Here is a 15,748-nt window from a genome sequence, read left to right as displayed (position 1 = left end):
ACGTGACCGACATCGTGCTCCCCGACAGCCTCAAGCCCGCCGACGGCCGCTTCGGCTCCGGGCCGTCGAAGGTCCGTCCCGAGCAGGTGGCCGCCCTGGCAGCGTCCGGCGCCACCTACCTCGGCACCTCGCACCGGCAGCGGCCGGTCAAGTCGCTCGTCGCGCGCGTCCGCGAAGGGCTGGCACAGCTGTTCTCGCCGCCCGAGGGATACGAGGTCGTGCTGAGCAACGGCGGCACGACGGCGTTCTGGGACGCCGCCGCGTTCGGGCTCGTACGGGAGCGGTCGCAGCATCTGACCTTCGGGGAGTTCTCCTCGAAGTTCGCGAAGGTCACGAAGAAGGCCCCGTGGCTCGCCGACCCGTCGGTGATCGAGAGCGAGCCGGGCTCCCATCCCTCCCCGGTGGCCGACGACTCCGTCGACGTCTACGCCTTCACCCACAACGAGACCTCCACCGGCGTCGCCATGCCGATCGAGCGGCCGTCGGGCTCCGGGCTCGTCCTCGTCGACGCGACCAGCGGCGCGGCAGGCCTGCCCGTCGACGTCGCCGAGACCGACGTCTACTACTTCGCGCCGCAGAAGGGGTTCGCCTCCGACGGCGGGCTGTGGCTGGCGCTGATGTCCCCGGCCGCGCTGGCCCGGATCGAGGAGATCGCCGCCTCCGGCCGCTACATCCCCGACTTCTACGACCTGACCGTCGCGGTGACCAACTCCCGCAAGGACCAGACGTACAACACCCCGGCGGTCGCGACGCTGCTGCTCATGGCCGAGCAGATCGAATGGTTCCTCGAGCGGGGCGGCCTGGCCTGGTCGACCGGGCGCAGCGCCGAGTCCGCGCGGCGGCTCTACACCTGGGCGGAGAAGACCTCCTACACCACGCCGTTCGTCGCCGACCCCGCCCAGCGCTCGAACGTCGTGGGCACGATCGACTTCGAGGGCGTCGACGCCTCCCAGGTGGCGAAGGTCCTGCGCGCCAACGGCATCGTCGACACCGAGCCGTACCGGAGCCTGGGCCGCAACCAGCTGCGCATCGCGATGTACCCGGCGATCGACCCGGACGACATCGAGGCGCTCACCGCCTGCGTCGACCACGTCGTCGAGCGTCTTTAGATGGGATCGCCCGGCACCGTTCCGCCCATGACGGCGGACCGGCCCCTCTCCCCCGCCCGCCGGCTGCTCAGCTCCCTGGCGTGGGCCTGCGCCGTCCCCGTGCTGTTCGTCCTCGGGGCGTGGCTCGCCCAGTATCCGCACGGCCTCATCGTCGTCGGCGTGATCGTCGCCCTCGCGGCCTGGGCCGTCGCCGCCATCCTCGCCGGCGGGATCTGGCATCGCGCCGGAGCCGCCGTGGTCATCTCCTGCAGCGGCCTCGCCCTGACGCTGTTCGCCGGGCCCGGCCTGTACGAGCTGTACATGAAGGCCCTGGGAACGCCGGCTCCCGCCACCGTCGCCAAGGTCGAGGACCGGCACAACCGGCGCGGGGCCGACCTGTACTGCACGGTGGTCGAGCCGACCGGTGAGCAGCACGTGGTCTCCGAGCAGGAGAACTGCGACGACCATTTCACCTCGCTGCAGCGGGTCACGCTCCGCAAGGACCCGCTGGGGCTGCTCGACCCGCGGCTCCCGGACGGGCCCGATCATCCACCGCTCAGCGTCACCGTGCAGATCGCGGCCGGGCTGTTCGTGCTGACCGGCGCCACGATGTTCTACGCCGGCCGACGCAGGCGCCCCGAGCGCCGCCCGGTGAGGACGGCCTGACCCTGCGGCCGCCGGAGTTCGAGCGGCGCTCGGCCCGCGAGAGCAGGAGCGTCCTTTGCCGTCAGCCCGGTGTGGCCGCCGCGCCGTCGAGGACCAGGTCGATGATCTGCCGGCTGGCCTGTTCCGGGATGAGTTGGTCGATGTTGCCCGATGCCATGCGGGCGAGGAGAGGTGAGACGAGGAGTTCGGAGATCAGGTCGGGGTCGATGTCCGGGCGGATCTCTCCTCGTTCCACGCCGCGTCGCAGGACGTGGTTCATGGCTTCCCGGCGGGGGGCGACGATCTCCTCGAAGTAGCGGCCGTGCAGCCGGGGGAAGGCCGCGGCCTCGGCGTTGAGGGCTCGCAGCATGCTGCTGGCCCGCTTGTCGACGACGCGCTCGGCGAGGGCCCGCAGGAGGACGGCCAGGTCGTCGCGGGTACCGGCACCGGGCGCCGAGGGCCGTCGCTCGTTGATCGTCTCCAGCACGTCGAGGTAGAGCTCGTCCTTGGTCTTCCACCGCCGGTAGACGCTGTTGCGGGAGACTCCGGCCTGCTTGGCGATGGCCACCAGTGAAAGGCCGGTGAGGGTGGCGCCGGCGGCGACCATGTCGAGGACCGCGTCGATGATGGCCGCGTCGGTGGCAGGGTCGCGCTGCCGCCCGCCGCGACGGCCTTGGAGTTCCGCGTTCACTCCAGTAACGATACAGAGCTGTTGCGTTTGCTTTCCGGCGTATGGCAATAATGGAACAGACCTGTTCTGATTCGTTTGCGAGAGGTTCCCATGCCCGATCCCAGCACCGCGGCCGCCAGAGCAGGCGGCGAGTCTCCGCCCGCACGCGTTCCCGTTCTGATCGTGGGTGGGAGCATCGTGGGGGCTTCGGCCGCGCTGTTCCTCGGCGCCCGCGGCATCGCCCCCGTCCTGGTCGAGAAGCACGCCGCGGTCTCGACCCGGCTTCGCGCCAAGCTGTTCTATCCGCGCACGATGGAGGCGTACCGCTGTGTCGGCGCCGACCAGGACATCTACGCCGTCCAGCACCGCCTCCCACCGGCCGACCACGCCGCGGTGGTCGCCTCGCTCGCCGGCCCGGAGCTGCGGCGCTGGCGGCTCCCGGCCGCAGCGGACTTCAGCAGCGTCTCGCCCTGCCCCAGCGCCTTCGTCAAACAGGCCGACCTGGAGATCGTCGTCCGCGCGCACGCCCGCGCCGCCGGCGCCGACCTGCGCTTCGGCCACCGCCTTCTCGAACTACGCCGGCACGACGACCACGTCGTGGCGCTGATACGCCGTACCGACGGCAGCACGTACACCGTGGCGGCCGACTATCTCCTGGCCGCGGACGGAAACGGCAGCACCGTCCGCGAGAGCCTGGGCATCAGCCGCAGCGGCACCGAGGTGATCGCGCACGTCATGGAGATCGGCTTCGAAGCCGACCTGCGCCGGCTGCTCGAGGGCCGCCGACTCGCCCTGGCCTTCACCGGCCCGCCCGAGCAGGCGTTCCTGTCCTGGAACACCGCACAGGATCGCGGGACGGTGTCGGTGACCTACGATCCCGCGCTCACCGATCCGGCGACGTTCGATGGCCGGCGGTGCCGTGGGATCGTCTCACGCGCGCTCGGCCTGCCGGCATCGCGTTTCACGCTCACCGGGAGCCGCCCCTGGCAGATGGGCGGCTGGGTGGCCGACTCGTACGGCGCCGGCCGGGTCTTCCTGCTCGGCGACGCGGTGCACGTCACCCCGCCGACCGGCGGCTTCGGCGCCAACGCCGGCATCCAGGACGCCTGGAACCTCACCGCCAAACTGGTCTCGGTCCTGCGCGGCCACGCGGACGCGCGGCTGCTGGAGGACTACGAGCCCGAGCGCCGCGCCGTGGGCCGGATCACGGTCGAGCAGGCGCTCCTGCGCGCCCGCGACCGCGCCCAGGTCCCGATCGAGGACCGTCCGCTGCTCAGTGAGGCGGCGGTGGCCATCGGCTACCGCTACCCCGTACCCGGCGCCGAACCGACCGATCTGCCGGCGGCCGACGAGCCGGACCACTGGCGCGGCGAGCCCGGCACCCGGCTGCCGCACCTGCCCCTCATCGGCCAGGACGGGCCCGGCTCCACGCTCGACCTGGTCCGCGACGGCCGCTACCTGCTCCTCGCCGGACCCGGCGGACACCCCTGGGTACAAGCCGCACACCGGCTGGATCCGCACGGCACCTTCCTCGACGCGACGCTCCTGCCCCACCAGATCGCCTCAGCACCGACACGGCCCGCCGACGCCTGCGGCATCAGCGACCACGGCGCCCTGCTGGTCCGCCCCGACCACGTGATCGCCTGGCGCACTCCCCACGCCGCCCCCGACCCCCTCACCGCCCTCGCCGCCGCCACCCGACGGGCGCTGGGCCGCCCAACGGCACACTGAGGCACCGGGACGTTCGGGGTCACGGCTTGGGGGTCGAGGCCGGCCGCCCCCTGCCGAAGGCGCCGATGGTGGCGTGGAACACGCCCATGGCCAGAACGCCGACGGCGGCGGCCGAGAAGGCGGGCACGGGATGGGCCGTCATGTCGGCGGCGACGGCCGTCAGCGCGGCGATGACGTACATCGCCCAGCCCGCGACCAGGTTGACCAGCGGACCGCTGCCGAACACGCAGGGGAAGCGCTCCTTGGTGATGCCTTTGACGAAGTGCGGGGTGGCGTTCGCGCCGAAGACGCCGGCGAGGAAGCTCAGGACCAGGCTCATGTGATCATCTCTTCTCGGGGGTGCCGGTGAGGCCTCGAACGGTCAGCTCGACGAGCTGCCGAAGCCGGGCGTGCAGGACCTCCGGCTCCTCTCGGGCCTGAGTGATCCCGGCCAGGGCGTCGAGCAGAAGCGTGGCGGCGTCGCGGGCGGACAGTGCGTGGCCGAGCAGATCGAGTTCGTCGGCACAGTCGAGAAGAACGGCCTCGACCACGTCGCGATAGGCGTCCTCGAAGGCCCGGACGACGTCCTGGGCGATGTCCGCCGCCTCGCTGAACAGCTCCGCCCGGAACTCGGCGTCGATCGTGCCCGCGAACAGGTCGAGCTTGACGACCAGCGTCCCGTACAGCCGCTCCGCGACCGGCCGCCCGGCCTGTCCCGCCTCCCGCGCCGCCGCCGTGACCCGCTCGGCGATCAGCTGCCCGACCGCGCGGAAGATCTCTTCCTTGTTCTTGAAGTGCTGGTACACGGCCGGCCGCGACATCCGCGCCGCTTGCGCGACGAGGTCCATCGACGTACGGCGATAGCCGTACCTGCCGAACACACCGAGCGCGGCGGACACGACCTGCTCCCGCTTCGCCTCCATCGAGGTGGACATGCTGACACTCTATACCTGATTTGTCAGATCGTCAGCTCGGTGGGCAGTTGCGTGCCCTTCGAACGCAGGCCGGCCTGTGGGATGATTTGACCTGTCAGGTGGCCGTTGGCCTGTTCCCCCTCTGACCGGGCGAGGGAGGAGCCGGCATGGACATCACGCCGCAGGCTGTCTCGATTCCCAAGGAGACCGACCACCTCGAACAGGGCAAGTACGGGCCGGTCTTTCCGCAGACCCCGGCGTGTTACGGGTTCACCGTCAACGCCGACGTCAAGCCCGGCCGCGCCGAAGCCATCCGTAACTACGGTCACGCGCTGGCCAAGGCCTTGGAGGCCGATCCGTCTCTTCTGGCGCCGCTGAAGCTGCACTACCTACGCTGGGTGTTGTTCGATGACGACACCCGGTTCATGTACCAGGGGATCTTCGACACTGACTTCGACAAGTACACCGAAGACGCCATCGCGTTGTTCACCAAGGCGGGGGTGAACACGGCGTTCGAGAACCTCGTGGGCTTCCCCGAGGACTGGAAGACCAATCCCGAGGCGTTCGTCAGATTCGTCCGCGAGCACCACTGCCCGAGCTTCATCGAGTACGGAGAGTATCCGTACGTCACCGCCGATGAGATCAAAAAAGCGCTGCGGATCAAAGGCGCCCTGTCGGAGATGCTCGACCAGATGCAGTAAGACCAGGCCCCCGGTGCGTCCTACTGGTGATCGGAGGCGAGATGAGCGAGTCCAGGACCGCCCGCGTCTACAACCAGAACCACGTGCCGCGCCCCTACACCCCAGGCCGCCGGCGGGTGAGCATCTACGTCTCGTGGAGCTATCCGGCCGAGGCGGGCAGGAACCCGGCCGAGCTCGACAACCGGTTCTCCACGCTGACCGAGGTGCGGCGAGTGAACTGGCCGGCCTATGAGGACCCGCGCTGGTCCGATCCGCTGCGCTTCCAGCAGGGCATCGCCGGATCGCTGGAGCTGTTCTTCTGGGGGTGGGCGCCGTTCCAGCAGTTCGTCGAGGAGGCCACCGGCCACAGCGTGCCGGTGTACCAGCGCATCGACCAGGCAGGCTTCCGCACCGTGCTGGACGAGCGGGTGCTGGATGACACCGACACCCTGTTCGTCTTCGGCCTGGATCACATGATCACCGGGCAGGAGGCCGAGCCCGCAGAGATCGAGGCGCTGCGGCATTTCCTGGCCCGGGAGGGCACCTGCCTGGTGCTGGGACCGCACCACGACGTGGGGGCCTCAGACGATATGGCCGTACGCGACGCCGAGTACCACCACCATGGAGACGCCCTGGTACCCCGCCGGCAACGCTTCGGCCGCTACGTCCGCGACCTGATGCGCGGCCTCGGGGTGCCGGTGGAAAACCGCTACGGGCTGCGGCCCGCGGTACAGCAGGCCAACAAGATCGCGCCGCTGTCGGTCAATCGGGACCTGGATACCAGGGGATGGCTGGATGGCGTGACCACCTTCAACTTCCACATGCACCTGCCGCACTACGCGGTGACGACCGACGAGCCGGACGTCATCCACGTGCTGGGCCGCCAGCCGATCGACCTCTCCAGGCCGCCGCACCCCTTCACCGAGGCCGGCAACACCGAGTTCAACATGTGCCTGTGGATGCCCCCCGCGGGAGAACGCGCCGGCGACGTGCTACTGGCCGACTCCACGATCTTCAGCTCGCTGTTCGGCGGCGATGAGAGCCTGCGCGCCTTCTGGATGAACATCGTCTCGGCGAAGTGACGCCCCAGGCGGCGGGAGAGGGAGATCGGTGAGTACACCAACACATGCCGCGCTCGAGCTCGACGACATCCAACGCGGCGTCCTCAGCCCCCGCCCGACCCCGTACGCGGCCACCTACATCCTGTTTCGTATCGACGACCGCGCGCACGGCCGGGAGCTGATGCGGCGCGTACGCGCCGTGGTGACCTCGGCCGCCGACACCACGAGCCCGCTGGGCGATACCTGGGTGAGCGTCGCGCTCACCTTCTGCGGCCTCAAGGCCCTGGGCGTGCCGCCGCAAGCTCTGGAGACCTTCGCCTGGGAGTTCCGGCAGGGGATGGCCGCCCGGGCCGTAGCGCTCGGCGACGTCGGCGACAGCAGTCCCGAGCACTGGGAGGCACCGCTCGGCACACCCGACGTCCACGTGGTGCTGACCGCTCTGGCGCCCGACAGCGCCCGCCTTCAGGCGGCCATCGACCGCGCCCGCCCCGCCTTTCAGCACCTGTCCGGGGTGAGCGCGATCTGGCGGCAGGACTGCCAGGCGCTGCCCACCGAGACCGAACCCTTCGGCTACCGCGACGGCATCAGTCATCCGGCCGTCGAAGGCAGCGGCATCGCCGGATCCAACCCGCTGGAAGCACCGCTCAAGGCTGGGGAGTTCGTGCTCGGCTACCCCGATGAGCTCGGTGGCGTCCAAGCCCCGCAGCCCGAGATCCTGGGCCGCAACGGCACCTACGCGGCCTTCCGCAAACTCCACCAGCGCGTCGCGGCCTTCCGCCGCTACCTGAAGGACAACGCCACCGGACCCGAGGACGAGGAGCTACTGGCCGCCAAGATCATGGGCCGCTGGCGCGGCGGCGCTCCGCTGGCGCTCAGCCCCTCGTGCGATGATCCCGTCCTGGGCGCCGACCCTCGCCGCAACAACGCCTTCCTGTACGAACACGACGACCCGGCGGGGTTCATCACCCCCGGCGGCTGCCACATCCGCCGTGGCAACCCCCGCGACGCAGCGGTGGCCGGAGAGCCGAGGCTGCACCGGATGATCCGGCGCGGCACCGCCTACGGACCGCCACTACCCGACGGGATGCTGGAGGATGACGGGGCCGACCGAGGTCTGATGTTCGCCTTCATCGGAGCCCACCTGGGCCGGCAGTTCGAGTTCGTCCAGTCCGAATGGATGAACGACGGCGTCTTCTTCGGCGCGGGCAACGCACGCGATCCTCTCATCGGCTCCAGCGACGGCCCCGACGACTTCACCATCCCTCAGCGGCCACTGCGACGGCGCCTGCGAGCGCTGCCCCGCTTCGTCATCACCCGCGGCGGCGAATACTGCTTCCTTCCCGGGCTGAACGCCTTGAGCTGGCTCGGTGATCTCCACAGCTGAAGGCACGACCAAGAGCCACTGAGAGTTGAGGCACGTCGCCTACGGCCGTCACCGTCAGGCCACGACCGCGCGTCCTGCCCGTGGGCCGTCGGCCCACTTGTTCCCCGACCACACGTTTCCGGCGCCCTTGGGGTTCCAGTAGGCGACCGGTCCGTAGTAGCCGCACTTGGGCCAGTACCGAGTGGAGAACAGGTTGTTCGTGATCTTCACCTTGGCCGATCCCGCGCCTCCGGCGTAGAGGGCGTAGGCGCCACCGGCGATGAGGTTGTGGTCGATGACCGTGTTGGTGACGGGCCCGTCGTCGGCGAACAGGCCGACGGCGGCACTGGCGCCCTTGGAGGCGGGCATCCAGTTGAGCAGCGTGTTGTGACGGACGACCAGGCCCCGCTTGTCGCTGCCGTCGGATATCACAGCGTCGGTGTGCTGGTAGGTGTGTGAGAGGTTGCGGAACGCCTGTAGGCCGTGGACATAGTTGTCGTGGATCTGCCCGTGGCCCATGGACAGCGCGTCGCCGAACTTCGAGACGTTGTCGAAGCCGACCTCCACCGTGCCCGATCCCATGTTCGAGACCGCGTAGTCCTCACCTCCGTTGTCCGGTCCCTTGCCCTTCACCCCGGTGATCGTGGAGTGCAGGACCCTGAGGCCGGTCCCGCTCCCTCTGAGGTTCACACCCCACCAGTTGGCCGATGTGATCTCGGAGTCCACGATGGTGACGTTCTTGGCGTAGATGTCGAGGGAACCGTGCAGTTTCCAACCCTTGATGACGGTCCCGTCTTTCCTGATGGTCAGATTCCCGGTATGCGACTTGAGGTGAGTACCGGCCGGTACCCCAGTGTTCCGGGCATTCGGAAAGCCGGGCGTCAGCCCGGCCTTCGACGCCTCGAGCCCGGCATGAGCTCCGCCCGACGTCTGGCCGAGACCGATGCACACGCCGATTCCGGTGATCAGCGCGACGCCACCTGCAGTGCCCAAGATCCACGACCGCACGGCGAGACCATCCCCATCTCGAGTAGGCCCGTCGCCTCACATCGGGCACGGGCGGCCAACGATCACACGCATTGATGATCAAGGAAGCTACAGGAGCGAGCACCGTGAGACTGGAGAATCACACCTTTAATGATCATTGGTATCGACTGCCGATAGCGCGCAGTAGATACCCGTGATCAGGTCGAATGCCTGGACGACACCCGCCTCAGCTCGAGGTATCGCTCGTGGAAGTCCCGCGCGAACCCCGTCTCGGCGTAGCGGGCCGTCAGCGCGGCGTCCAGGTCCCCGGCACGAGCGCGCAGTGATTCGAAGACGCGCGACGATTCGAGTGCGGTTGCACCGGCTGCGGCGGCCGCATCCGGAGCGCCGAGGTGACACAGTGCGATCCCCAGATCGATTCGTGCGATGGCCACGTGGCCGGGAGACGGGTCCGTCGACGACGCCGACGCGTGAACGGCCACCGCGCGTTCCGCATGACGTCTCGCCTGCTCGTAGTCCTCAAGCCAGATGAACGCCGAGGCGGGATAGGCCGTCACGGCATACTCGGCGAGTGGGCCGGTTTCCGCGCCGAAGCGGTGGGGCGGCCGGGCGGGCAGGCGGTCGTGCAGTTCTTCGGCTCCTCGGAGCAGGTCCTCGCACTCGGCCCGTTGGCCGAGACGGGCGTGAGCCCGGGCGGCCTTGGCCCGCAGGCGGACGGCGATGGGGTGACCGCCGGGGGCCCTGGTGATGCCTCTGCGGGCTGCGGCGACGGCCCGGTCGGGGCGGTCGGTGTAGGTGGCGATCGAGGCGAGGGCGTCGGCGGCCCAGGCACAGAGTTCGTCGTGGCCGGCCTGGTCGGCGTGTTCGTAGCAGTCGATCGCGTACGTCTCGGCGGTCAGCGGATGACCCAGGTCGTGGGCGAGCCAGGCGAGCAGTTCGGACAGCCAGGCGGCCCAGACGTACAGCTCACGCCCCTGCTTGAGCGTGTGCGGGCCCTGAATCAGCTCCTGGACGCGGGCGCGGTAGGCGCGGGCGACGGCGAAGACCTCGCCGGGCGGCTCGGTCGTGTACGACCGGTCGATGGCGGCGACGGCCGCCTGGAGGTGGTCGAAGGTCCCGGGCCCGACCGCAGAGGCTCCGGCGATCCGGGTGAACTCCATCGCCTCGGAGGCGGCCTCCCCCAGCACGGCTGGCGCGACGGTGGCGGCGAGGCCGAGTCGCAAGGCGTCGCGGCGCTTCGTGGGGTCCACCTCCCTCGACTCCGAGGGTGCGCCGCCATCGCCGCTCCCGGCCAGGCCCAAATGCGAAGAAAGTCCGAACAGCTCCGCCTCGGTCATCTCGAACGCCGTGGCGTACGCCGCCGTCCAGTCGCGGGGGAAGTGTTCGCCCTTCTCCCAGCCGAGGATCTGCCGGACCAGCGAGTTGACGGGCGGATACGGTTGACCGACGGCCTTGTGCAGCCGGCGAGCCATCTCGTGTTTGTTCCACGAACGCCGCTCTCGCTCCGCTCGTAACCGTGCCGCCCACCGCGGCGTCTCGTCACCGGCCACGACCCCATCCTCCGGCTCGCCCCCGACATACCCGGACACGCACAGTGTCCGAGTCCTGTCGGTCAGTATCTGTCTTATTCCGGTGTCTCCGCAGCGGCTTCACTCAACGTCACCGACGCCTGCGCCGGATCGATCGGCGATCCCACCCGCGCAGCGGCAATGACACGAAAGGTTGACGCCCGATGCCGAGTTCTCCCGCCGTGGGTCCGGTGACCCCGGCATCCGTCGAGGCGCGTACGTCGCAGCTCACCGAACGCCTGACGGCGGCGTTGACCGCCCGCGGTCTGCGTGCCCGCGTGTCCCGTGGCGCCTGGGTGCTGGCGAGCAATCCCGCCGGTGACCCGCCGGACGGCGACCACCACGCGAAAGCCCTGAATCCCGGCCTGCGCCAGACCGTGATGTGCGGTGCCGACGGCGACGGGCGGCTGATGTGGTTCTGGCAGTGGTCCGGCCCGACCTGCGATTCGCCGCCGGAGTACGAGCCGCTCTGCGCGGCGGACGACATCTTCCAGGCGGCCGAGAAGATCACTCGCGTCCTCCGCGTCGCCGGCGAGCCGCCCCGCTCCGCGCCGCGGGAGGACCGGTGACGCGCTCGACGGACCGTACCCGGCGACGCTCCCGCGCATCGGGTGGCGCAGGCCGGAATCTCCACTCGGAAGCGGTCGCGACGAGCCTGCAGAGCACGTACGGCGGGTGGGTCATCATCTGGTCGGCCTGGCGGCAGGCCTTCACCGCGTTCTCCGCGATCAGCACCGACCCGGTGGTCATCGATGAGGCGTCCGTGTCCCGGCTGCTGCAACGGATCGGTGAGATCGAGTTGGCCGCGAGGACGCCAGGGCGTTCGGTGGACGGCTTCGTGGACGACGTGAACGCCCGCCGAGCGGCGGAGACCATGCGGGACCGCATCCGCTGCGGCGGACTGGCCGCCCGGCCGGAAGATCCTCTCCAGCGACGAGCTCGCCCCGATACTCCGGATCGAACAGCGGGCCGTCCACCGGGCACTGTCGCATCTCGAACGGCTCGGATACCTGAGGACGGTCCCCGGCAAGGGCACCTACGTCCGGCCGCCCGCGGACTGGCCTTAGGACGTCTATCGGCAGTGGATCTCACCCGGCTGTGACCAGCACGGTCGTGACGGACCCTAATGGTGGGTTGATCGTGGTTCACCGGAGTAGCGGTCCAAGCCCGCCTTCCGGCGTTTCTGTTGTTCAAGCCAGTGCACGTAGCGCGGAGAGGGGCCGCGGACGATGCTGAGGGGGTAGGGGTCGTACTCGTCTAGGAGCAGCCTGCGGAGGAATTCGACCATGCCGCAGGGAAAGAGAGTGAAGTCGTCCCGGGTGTGTCGGCCACAGACCAGGACGGGCCAGTTGTCGGGGTCGGAGTCGGTGGTCAGCCAGCACAAGATGTCGGGGCCCGAGGTGATGCCCCAGGCGAGGATGTCGTCCGGGTCGATGTCGAGGCCTTCTTGGCCGCCCAGCATCTCCCAGGTGTCACGAGCGTTCTCCGTCTCCTCCTCGAAGGTGCCGGGGTCCCACTGGATGTACTCCTTGGGCAACGGCATGAGGATGCCGACCTCGGCGAAGGAGCCGGCGCCGTAGATGGACATGAAGGCCATGTAGTCACGCGGGAACCGCGTGCCCCACCGCGCCTCGGCCGCCGACCAGTCGATCTCCTCGTCCGCGCCGAGATCCGGAGGCAGGACCTTGGCCAGCGCTGATATACCCGTCGAGTCTTCCACGACCATCCCTTCGATCACGTTCCCGAGAGCGTACGAGGCCGCACTGACAACACGCCGCGGCAGGGGCAAACGCACGATGGCGGCCACGACCAGCGCTTTCGCGCCCTGGTGGGTCCTGGTGTGCCACATACGTTCAGGAACGGGCGCGCGCCATCGCCGAACGCGTGGTCGATTTCCACGTCGTGGCGGTCGAGGCGCGGGCGATCCACGACTCATTCGGCATGGACGGCGCCTGATCGGCCTGTCCGGTCACAGCTCCGGGGGCGGGGCGGCGCCGTGGCCGGCGTCGGGCGGGCCCCAGGGCAGGCCGTGGCGTTCGCAGGCGCGGCGCAGCTCGGCCAGGTCCGGCGGGAACGACACTCGCCGCAGGACCCGGCCCACCGGGCTCCACACCACCAGTCTCGGCGCCTCGGACTCGTCGATGCCCACGCCGCCGAGCGCCTGCCGTGTAACGCTCCACTCCGTACGCCCCAGCCGTGTCACCGACGAGATCCCGGACGAGGAGATGCGCAGTTGCGGCCGGTTGCGGTCGTACAGCCAGGTGCCCGCGAGCCCGAGGACGAGCCCGGTCGGCGCGGCCCACGACAGCGCGGTCCAGAAGCCCCCGAGGTCGCCGCGTAGCCAGATCGATCCGAGCACCGCGACCAGTTCGCAGAGCGTCGCGGTGACGGCGTACGCCAGCACGCGGGTACGCCGGGGCACGTCCAGCTGCACCGGCGGCAGGGTCTTCGTCTCCGGCTCGGTGAGGGCCGGGGACGGTTCGAGGGCCCCCTCGATGCGGGTCATGGAGCCGTGGAAGGCGGCGTTGACGTACGCGTCGTACTCGGCGTCGGTGATCGGCAGCTGCATCCGGCGGGCGGCCTCGCGCAGGTCCGTACGGGAGATGCGGAGCATCGACAGCGGCGCGGCGAGGAACTCGTCGCCGTCGTCGTCGTACATCCGCAGCCAGGCGTGGCCGTCGACGGTCAGGAGTTCCATGCCGCCGATGCGTTCGCGGGGCATCCGCAGGATGACGTCGCCGGCTCCGTCGGCCCAGCCGATGCCGTCCTCGTCGACGACGAGGCGTCCGCCGGGCACCCGGGCGAAGATGTCCGGCAGCCCTGCGAGGCCGTACTGGGACGGCCGCCGTACCCCCTGCTCGGGTGTGACGACCTGGTAGCCGCGTTCGTTGAGGGCGTGCGTGAGCTGGAAGGCGTCCAGGCCCTCGGCGGGGAGACGCGCCAGCACCTGCAAGCGATGGCCGAACACCGTGACGACGGTGTGCCGTCCGGTCAGCCGGCCCGTCACCGGGTCGACGGCCGTGCCCGGGCCGACGACGACGGCGGCGACATGGTCGGCGCGCACCCGCCACTCGGCGACCGTGGCGTGCCGGACGCGCAGTTCGTTGGGGCTGATCGACCAGGACAGCGGCGCGCCCGTCAGCCGGCGGCGGCGCGCGCCGAGGACCGCGACCGCGCCGACGACCGCCCACAGGCCGCCCATGAGCCGGTCGCCGAACCCGAGGCCGCCGTCGAAGGCGGACCGGACGAGCATCGTGAGGGCGAGCAGCGAGAGGAGGATCCCGAGCGCGACCGAGCGCCGCCGCCCGGTCACCGCGGTGTCCAGGGTCGTCGGCGCGGTCAGCGCGGCGGGGTGGGGTTCGTGGGCGACGGCCAGCAGGGTCGCCTCCTGGTCGCGCAGGCGCTGCTCGGCACGGCGGCCGAGGGCGCGCGGCGCGTCCTCCTCCGACGGCAGGTCGCCATCGTCGAAGACCGAGCGGTCGCCGTCGATGACGTGGGTGGTGATCCCGAGCCTGCGGGCCGTCATGTAGAACGTGAGCGGGTCGAAGCCCATCTCGGTGAGGGTGCCCGCGGCGGTCGACCCGAACTTGTGGAAGATCGTCAAGACCTCGTCGTCCGCGGTGACCGTGAACTCCTCGATCCGGTCCCGCTCGTACGCCTCCTCCACCGAGCCGTCGGGTCCGAGGCGTTCGAGGCCCGCCTCGGACAGCCGCCAGACACCGGTGCGGTGCGACCGCAGGCCGAGCAGCCACGGCATGAGGTTGCAGGCGACGACGGCCCCCAGCCACACGCCGGGCTGCGGGATGGGGAGAAGGGCCACCAGCAGGGACAGCAGCGCGAACAGGCCGGGCGCGACGGGGCGCGACCGCCGCGCGGGGGCCCGAAGGCCGATCAGCTCGAGGTCCACGAGAACAGATCGTGACATGTCAGCGTCCCATTCGTCATGACGCTCGTCTGCGAGCGAACACCACAACACCGGCCAGGGCGAGCGCCCCGACGATCACTACGCCCAGCATCGTGCGGCCCTTGTGCATTCCGTCGCCGGTCCCGCCGGCCGGTGTCGTCCGGTGCTTCGAGGTCGGCGTGGGCGACGGCAGCGCCTCCTTCGGAACCGGCTCCTGCCACAGCGGCTGCCGTACGCCCTCGCCGCTGAACAGCAACGACCGGCCGTCGGCGGTGTACGCGATGCCCTCGCCGAGCTTCTGGTCCGGGACCTTGACGCCGGTGAGTTCCTTGCCGGGCGCGGTGTAGATCTCGGCGTCCCAGTAGCCGCGGACGACGAAGGAGCGCCCGTCCGGCGCGAACGCCCCATCCGTCGAGTACAGCGGGGTGTCACCGACCTGGTGCATGACGTTGTAGCCGCTGGTGCTCAGTTTCTTCGGCCCCTCGTACAGCGATCCACCGAACTCCTTGCTCGCGATGTAGATCCGGCTCGTGCGCGGGTCGACCATGAGTGTCTCGGCGTTGTGCGACCCGTCCTCGAACTTGATCCGGTACCTCGTGGCGGGCACCGTCTGGTTACGGATCGTCTTCGGCTCGGGGATGCGGTAGACGGTGGAGTACGGCTGATCCTTGAGGTTGTCGCCGATGTCACCGACGTAGAGGTAGCCGTCCGCGCCGACCGCCATCGCCTCCCAGTCGCGGTTGTGCGCCCCGCCGAGCGTGATCGCCGCCCGGACCCGGCAGTCGTCGATCCCCAGCGCGAACAGCTGATTAGAGCCGCCCGAGTCGTTGAACGTGTAGACGATCCCGGGATGGCGCCGGCTCGCACCCAGCCCGCTGGACTCGTCGATGCGCGGGTCGTCGATCGTGCAGAGCTCCTTCGCGCCCTCGGCGAGGGCCCGTACGGGCGCCGCCGCCCTGGCGGGCACCGCCCACACCAGCGGGCCACCGACGGCCAGGAGAGCGGCGAACGTACGCGCCTTGACCGGCGCCGATCGACCGGGTGACCCGCCCCGGCTCAGCCGCCTCAATGGAGGAGCGTGCCGAGGACGACGGCGAAGACGAGCGCCGCCAGCACGGTCGGCAACAGCCATCGAGGAGCACGATTCACAAGCCGAGC

15 protein-coding genes are annotated in these 15,748 nt (G+C 70.1%); 7 read left to right on the top strand and 8 right to left on the bottom strand.

What is annotated here, in order from left to right; genetic code table 11:
* The first annotated feature begins 2 nt into the window (after positions 1 to 2).
* Together serC and ACQP2O_RS05410 are read left to right on the top strand one after the other, a co-directional pair.
* The gene (gene serC, locus ACQP2O_RS05415; RefSeq protein WP_433180447.1) at positions 3 to 1,109 is read left to right on the top strand and encodes a phosphoserine transaminase; all 1,107 of its coding nucleotides are present in this window, start codon (positions 3 to 5) and stop codon (positions 1,107 to 1,109) included.
* A 27-nt stretch (positions 1,110 to 1,136) separates the two neighbouring features.
* Positions 1,137 to 1,754, top strand: coding sequence for a hypothetical protein (locus ACQP2O_RS05410; protein WP_433180445.1), 618 nt, complete (start codon positions 1,137 to 1,139; stop codon positions 1,752 to 1,754).
* Between the two features lie 61 nt (positions 1,755 to 1,815).
* Here ACQP2O_RS05410 and ACQP2O_RS05405 read toward each other — a convergent pair whose 3' ends face one another.
* Positions 1,816 to 2,424, bottom strand: a complete 609-nt coding sequence (locus tag ACQP2O_RS05405; RefSeq protein ID WP_433180443.1) for a TetR/AcrR family transcriptional regulator C-terminal ligand-binding domain-containing protein — start codon at positions 2,422 to 2,424, stop codon at positions 1,816 to 1,818.
* Positions 2,425 to 2,514: 90 nt separating this feature from the next.
* Here ACQP2O_RS05405 and ACQP2O_RS05400 point away from each other — a divergent pair, with 90 nt between their 5' ends.
* Positions 2,515 to 4,134 (top strand): FAD-dependent monooxygenase, encoded by a 1,620-nt coding sequence (locus tag ACQP2O_RS05400; protein ID WP_433180441.1) that lies wholly within the window; start codon positions 2,515 to 2,517, stop codon positions 4,132 to 4,134.
* A 19-nt stretch (positions 4,135 to 4,153) separates the two neighbouring features.
* On the opposite strand, the gene ACQP2O_RS05395 is transcribed toward ACQP2O_RS05400, so the two are convergent.
* Complete coding sequence (locus ACQP2O_RS05395) at positions 4,154 to 4,453, bottom strand: hypothetical protein (protein ID WP_433180439.1); 300 nt, start codon at positions 4,451 to 4,453, stop codon at positions 4,154 to 4,156.
* A 4-nt stretch (positions 4,454 to 4,457) separates the two neighbouring features.
* Positions 4,458 to 5,048: a TetR/AcrR family transcriptional regulator gene (locus tag ACQP2O_RS05390; protein WP_433180438.1), complete on the bottom strand. Its 591-nt coding sequence runs from the start codon at positions 5,046 to 5,048 to the stop codon at positions 4,458 to 4,460.
* Positions 5,049 to 5,194: 146 nt separating this feature from the next.
* On the opposite strand from ACQP2O_RS05390, the gene ACQP2O_RS05385 reads away from it, so the two are divergent.
* Genes ACQP2O_RS05385 through ACQP2O_RS05375 form a run of 3 tightly spaced genes read left to right on the top strand, consistent with a single transcriptional unit; the run spans position 5,195 to position 8,152 of the window.
* Complete coding sequence (locus tag ACQP2O_RS05385) at positions 5,195 to 5,728, top strand: hypothetical protein (RefSeq protein ID WP_433180436.1); 534 nt, start codon at positions 5,195 to 5,197, stop codon at positions 5,726 to 5,728.
* 41 nt (positions 5,729 to 5,769) lie between these two features.
* Positions 5,770 to 6,789 (top strand): hypothetical protein, encoded by a 1,020-nt coding sequence (locus ACQP2O_RS05380; protein ID WP_433180434.1) that lies wholly within the window; start codon positions 5,770 to 5,772, stop codon positions 6,787 to 6,789.
* Positions 6,790 to 6,817: 28 nt separating this feature from the next.
* Entirely contained in the window at positions 6,818 to 8,152 is a 1,335-nt protein-coding gene (locus tag ACQP2O_RS05375) for a Dyp-type peroxidase (RefSeq protein WP_433180432.1), read from the top strand.
* Between the two features lie 54 nt (positions 8,153 to 8,206).
* Here ACQP2O_RS05375 and ACQP2O_RS05370 read toward each other — a convergent pair whose 3' ends face one another.
* Together ACQP2O_RS05370 and ACQP2O_RS05365 are read right to left on the bottom strand one after the other, a co-directional pair.
* On the bottom strand, positions 8,207 to 9,124 hold the full coding sequence (locus ACQP2O_RS05370) for a hypothetical protein (RefSeq protein ID WP_433180430.1): 918 nt from the start codon (positions 9,122 to 9,124) through the stop codon (positions 8,207 to 8,209).
* 191 nt (positions 9,125 to 9,315) lie between these two features.
* The gene (locus ACQP2O_RS05365; protein ID WP_433180429.1) at positions 9,316 to 10,668 is read right to left on the bottom strand and encodes a hypothetical protein; all 1,353 of its coding nucleotides are present in this window, start codon (positions 10,666 to 10,668) and stop codon (positions 9,316 to 9,318) included.
* Between the two features lie 182 nt (positions 10,669 to 10,850).
* Between ACQP2O_RS05365 and ACQP2O_RS05360 the strand changes: the two genes are divergently transcribed.
* The gene (locus ACQP2O_RS05360) at positions 10,851 to 11,255 is read left to right on the top strand and encodes a hypothetical protein (protein ID WP_433180427.1); all 405 of its coding nucleotides are present in this window, start codon (positions 10,851 to 10,853) and stop codon (positions 11,253 to 11,255) included.
* A gap of 554 nt (positions 11,256 to 11,809) precedes the next feature.
* Here ACQP2O_RS05360 and ACQP2O_RS05355 read toward each other — a convergent pair.
* The 3 genes from ACQP2O_RS05355 to ACQP2O_RS05345 form a co-directional block, all read right to left on the bottom strand.
* Positions 11,810 to 12,424, bottom strand: coding sequence for an SMI1/KNR4 family protein (locus ACQP2O_RS05355; protein ID WP_433180426.1), 615 nt, complete (start codon positions 12,422 to 12,424; stop codon positions 11,810 to 11,812).
* Positions 12,425 to 12,655: 231 nt separating this feature from the next.
* Complete coding sequence (locus ACQP2O_RS05350; RefSeq protein ID WP_433180424.1) at positions 12,656 to 14,611, bottom strand: hypothetical protein; 1,956 nt, start codon at positions 14,609 to 14,611, stop codon at positions 12,656 to 12,658.
* Positions 14,612 to 14,627: 16 nt separating this feature from the next.
* Complete coding sequence (locus ACQP2O_RS05345; RefSeq protein ID WP_433180422.1) at positions 14,628 to 15,659, bottom strand: hypothetical protein; 1,032 nt, start codon at positions 15,657 to 15,659, stop codon at positions 14,628 to 14,630.
* Between the last annotated feature and the right edge of the window lie 89 nt (positions 15,660 to 15,748).

Origin of the sequence: Actinoallomurus sp. CA-150999, from assembly GCF_050942425.1 — a bacterium.
Taxonomy (GTDB): domain Bacteria; phylum Actinomycetota; class Actinomycetes; order Streptosporangiales; family Streptosporangiaceae; genus Actinoallomurus.
The sequence above is the reverse complement of the archived record's forward strand: the minus strand, read 5'-3'. Positions and strand labels throughout refer to the sequence as shown.

What these genes read in the sequence shown, in the direction of transcription:
- ACQP2O_RS05360 (WP_433180427.1), top strand. Translation starts at nt 10,851, where the DNA reads ATGCCGAGTTCTCCCGCCGTGGGTCCGGTGACCCCGGCATCCGTCGAG.
- ACQP2O_RS05350 (WP_433180424.1), bottom strand. Translation starts at nt 14,611, where the DNA reads ATGTCACGATCTGTTCTCGTGGACCTCGAGCTGATCGGCCTTCGGGCC.
- ACQP2O_RS05390 (WP_433180438.1), bottom strand. Translation starts at nt 5,048, where the DNA reads ATGTCCACCTCGATGGAGGCGAAGCGGGAGCAGGTCGTGTCCGCCGCG.
- ACQP2O_RS05410 (WP_433180445.1), top strand. Translation starts at nt 1,137, where the DNA reads ATGACGGCGGACCGGCCCCTCTCCCCCGCCCGCCGGCTGCTCAGCTCC.
- ACQP2O_RS05400 (WP_433180441.1), top strand. Translation starts at nt 2,515, where the DNA reads ATGCCCGATCCCAGCACCGCGGCCGCCAGAGCAGGCGGCGAGTCTCCG.
- ACQP2O_RS05395 (WP_433180439.1), bottom strand. Translation starts at nt 4,453, where the DNA reads ATGAGCCTGGTCCTGAGCTTCCTCGCCGGCGTCTTCGGCGCGAACGCC.
- ACQP2O_RS05385 (WP_433180436.1), top strand. Translation starts at nt 5,195, where the DNA reads ATGGACATCACGCCGCAGGCTGTCTCGATTCCCAAGGAGACCGACCAC.
- ACQP2O_RS05380 (WP_433180434.1), top strand. Translation starts at nt 5,770, where the DNA reads ATGAGCGAGTCCAGGACCGCCCGCGTCTACAACCAGAACCACGTGCCG.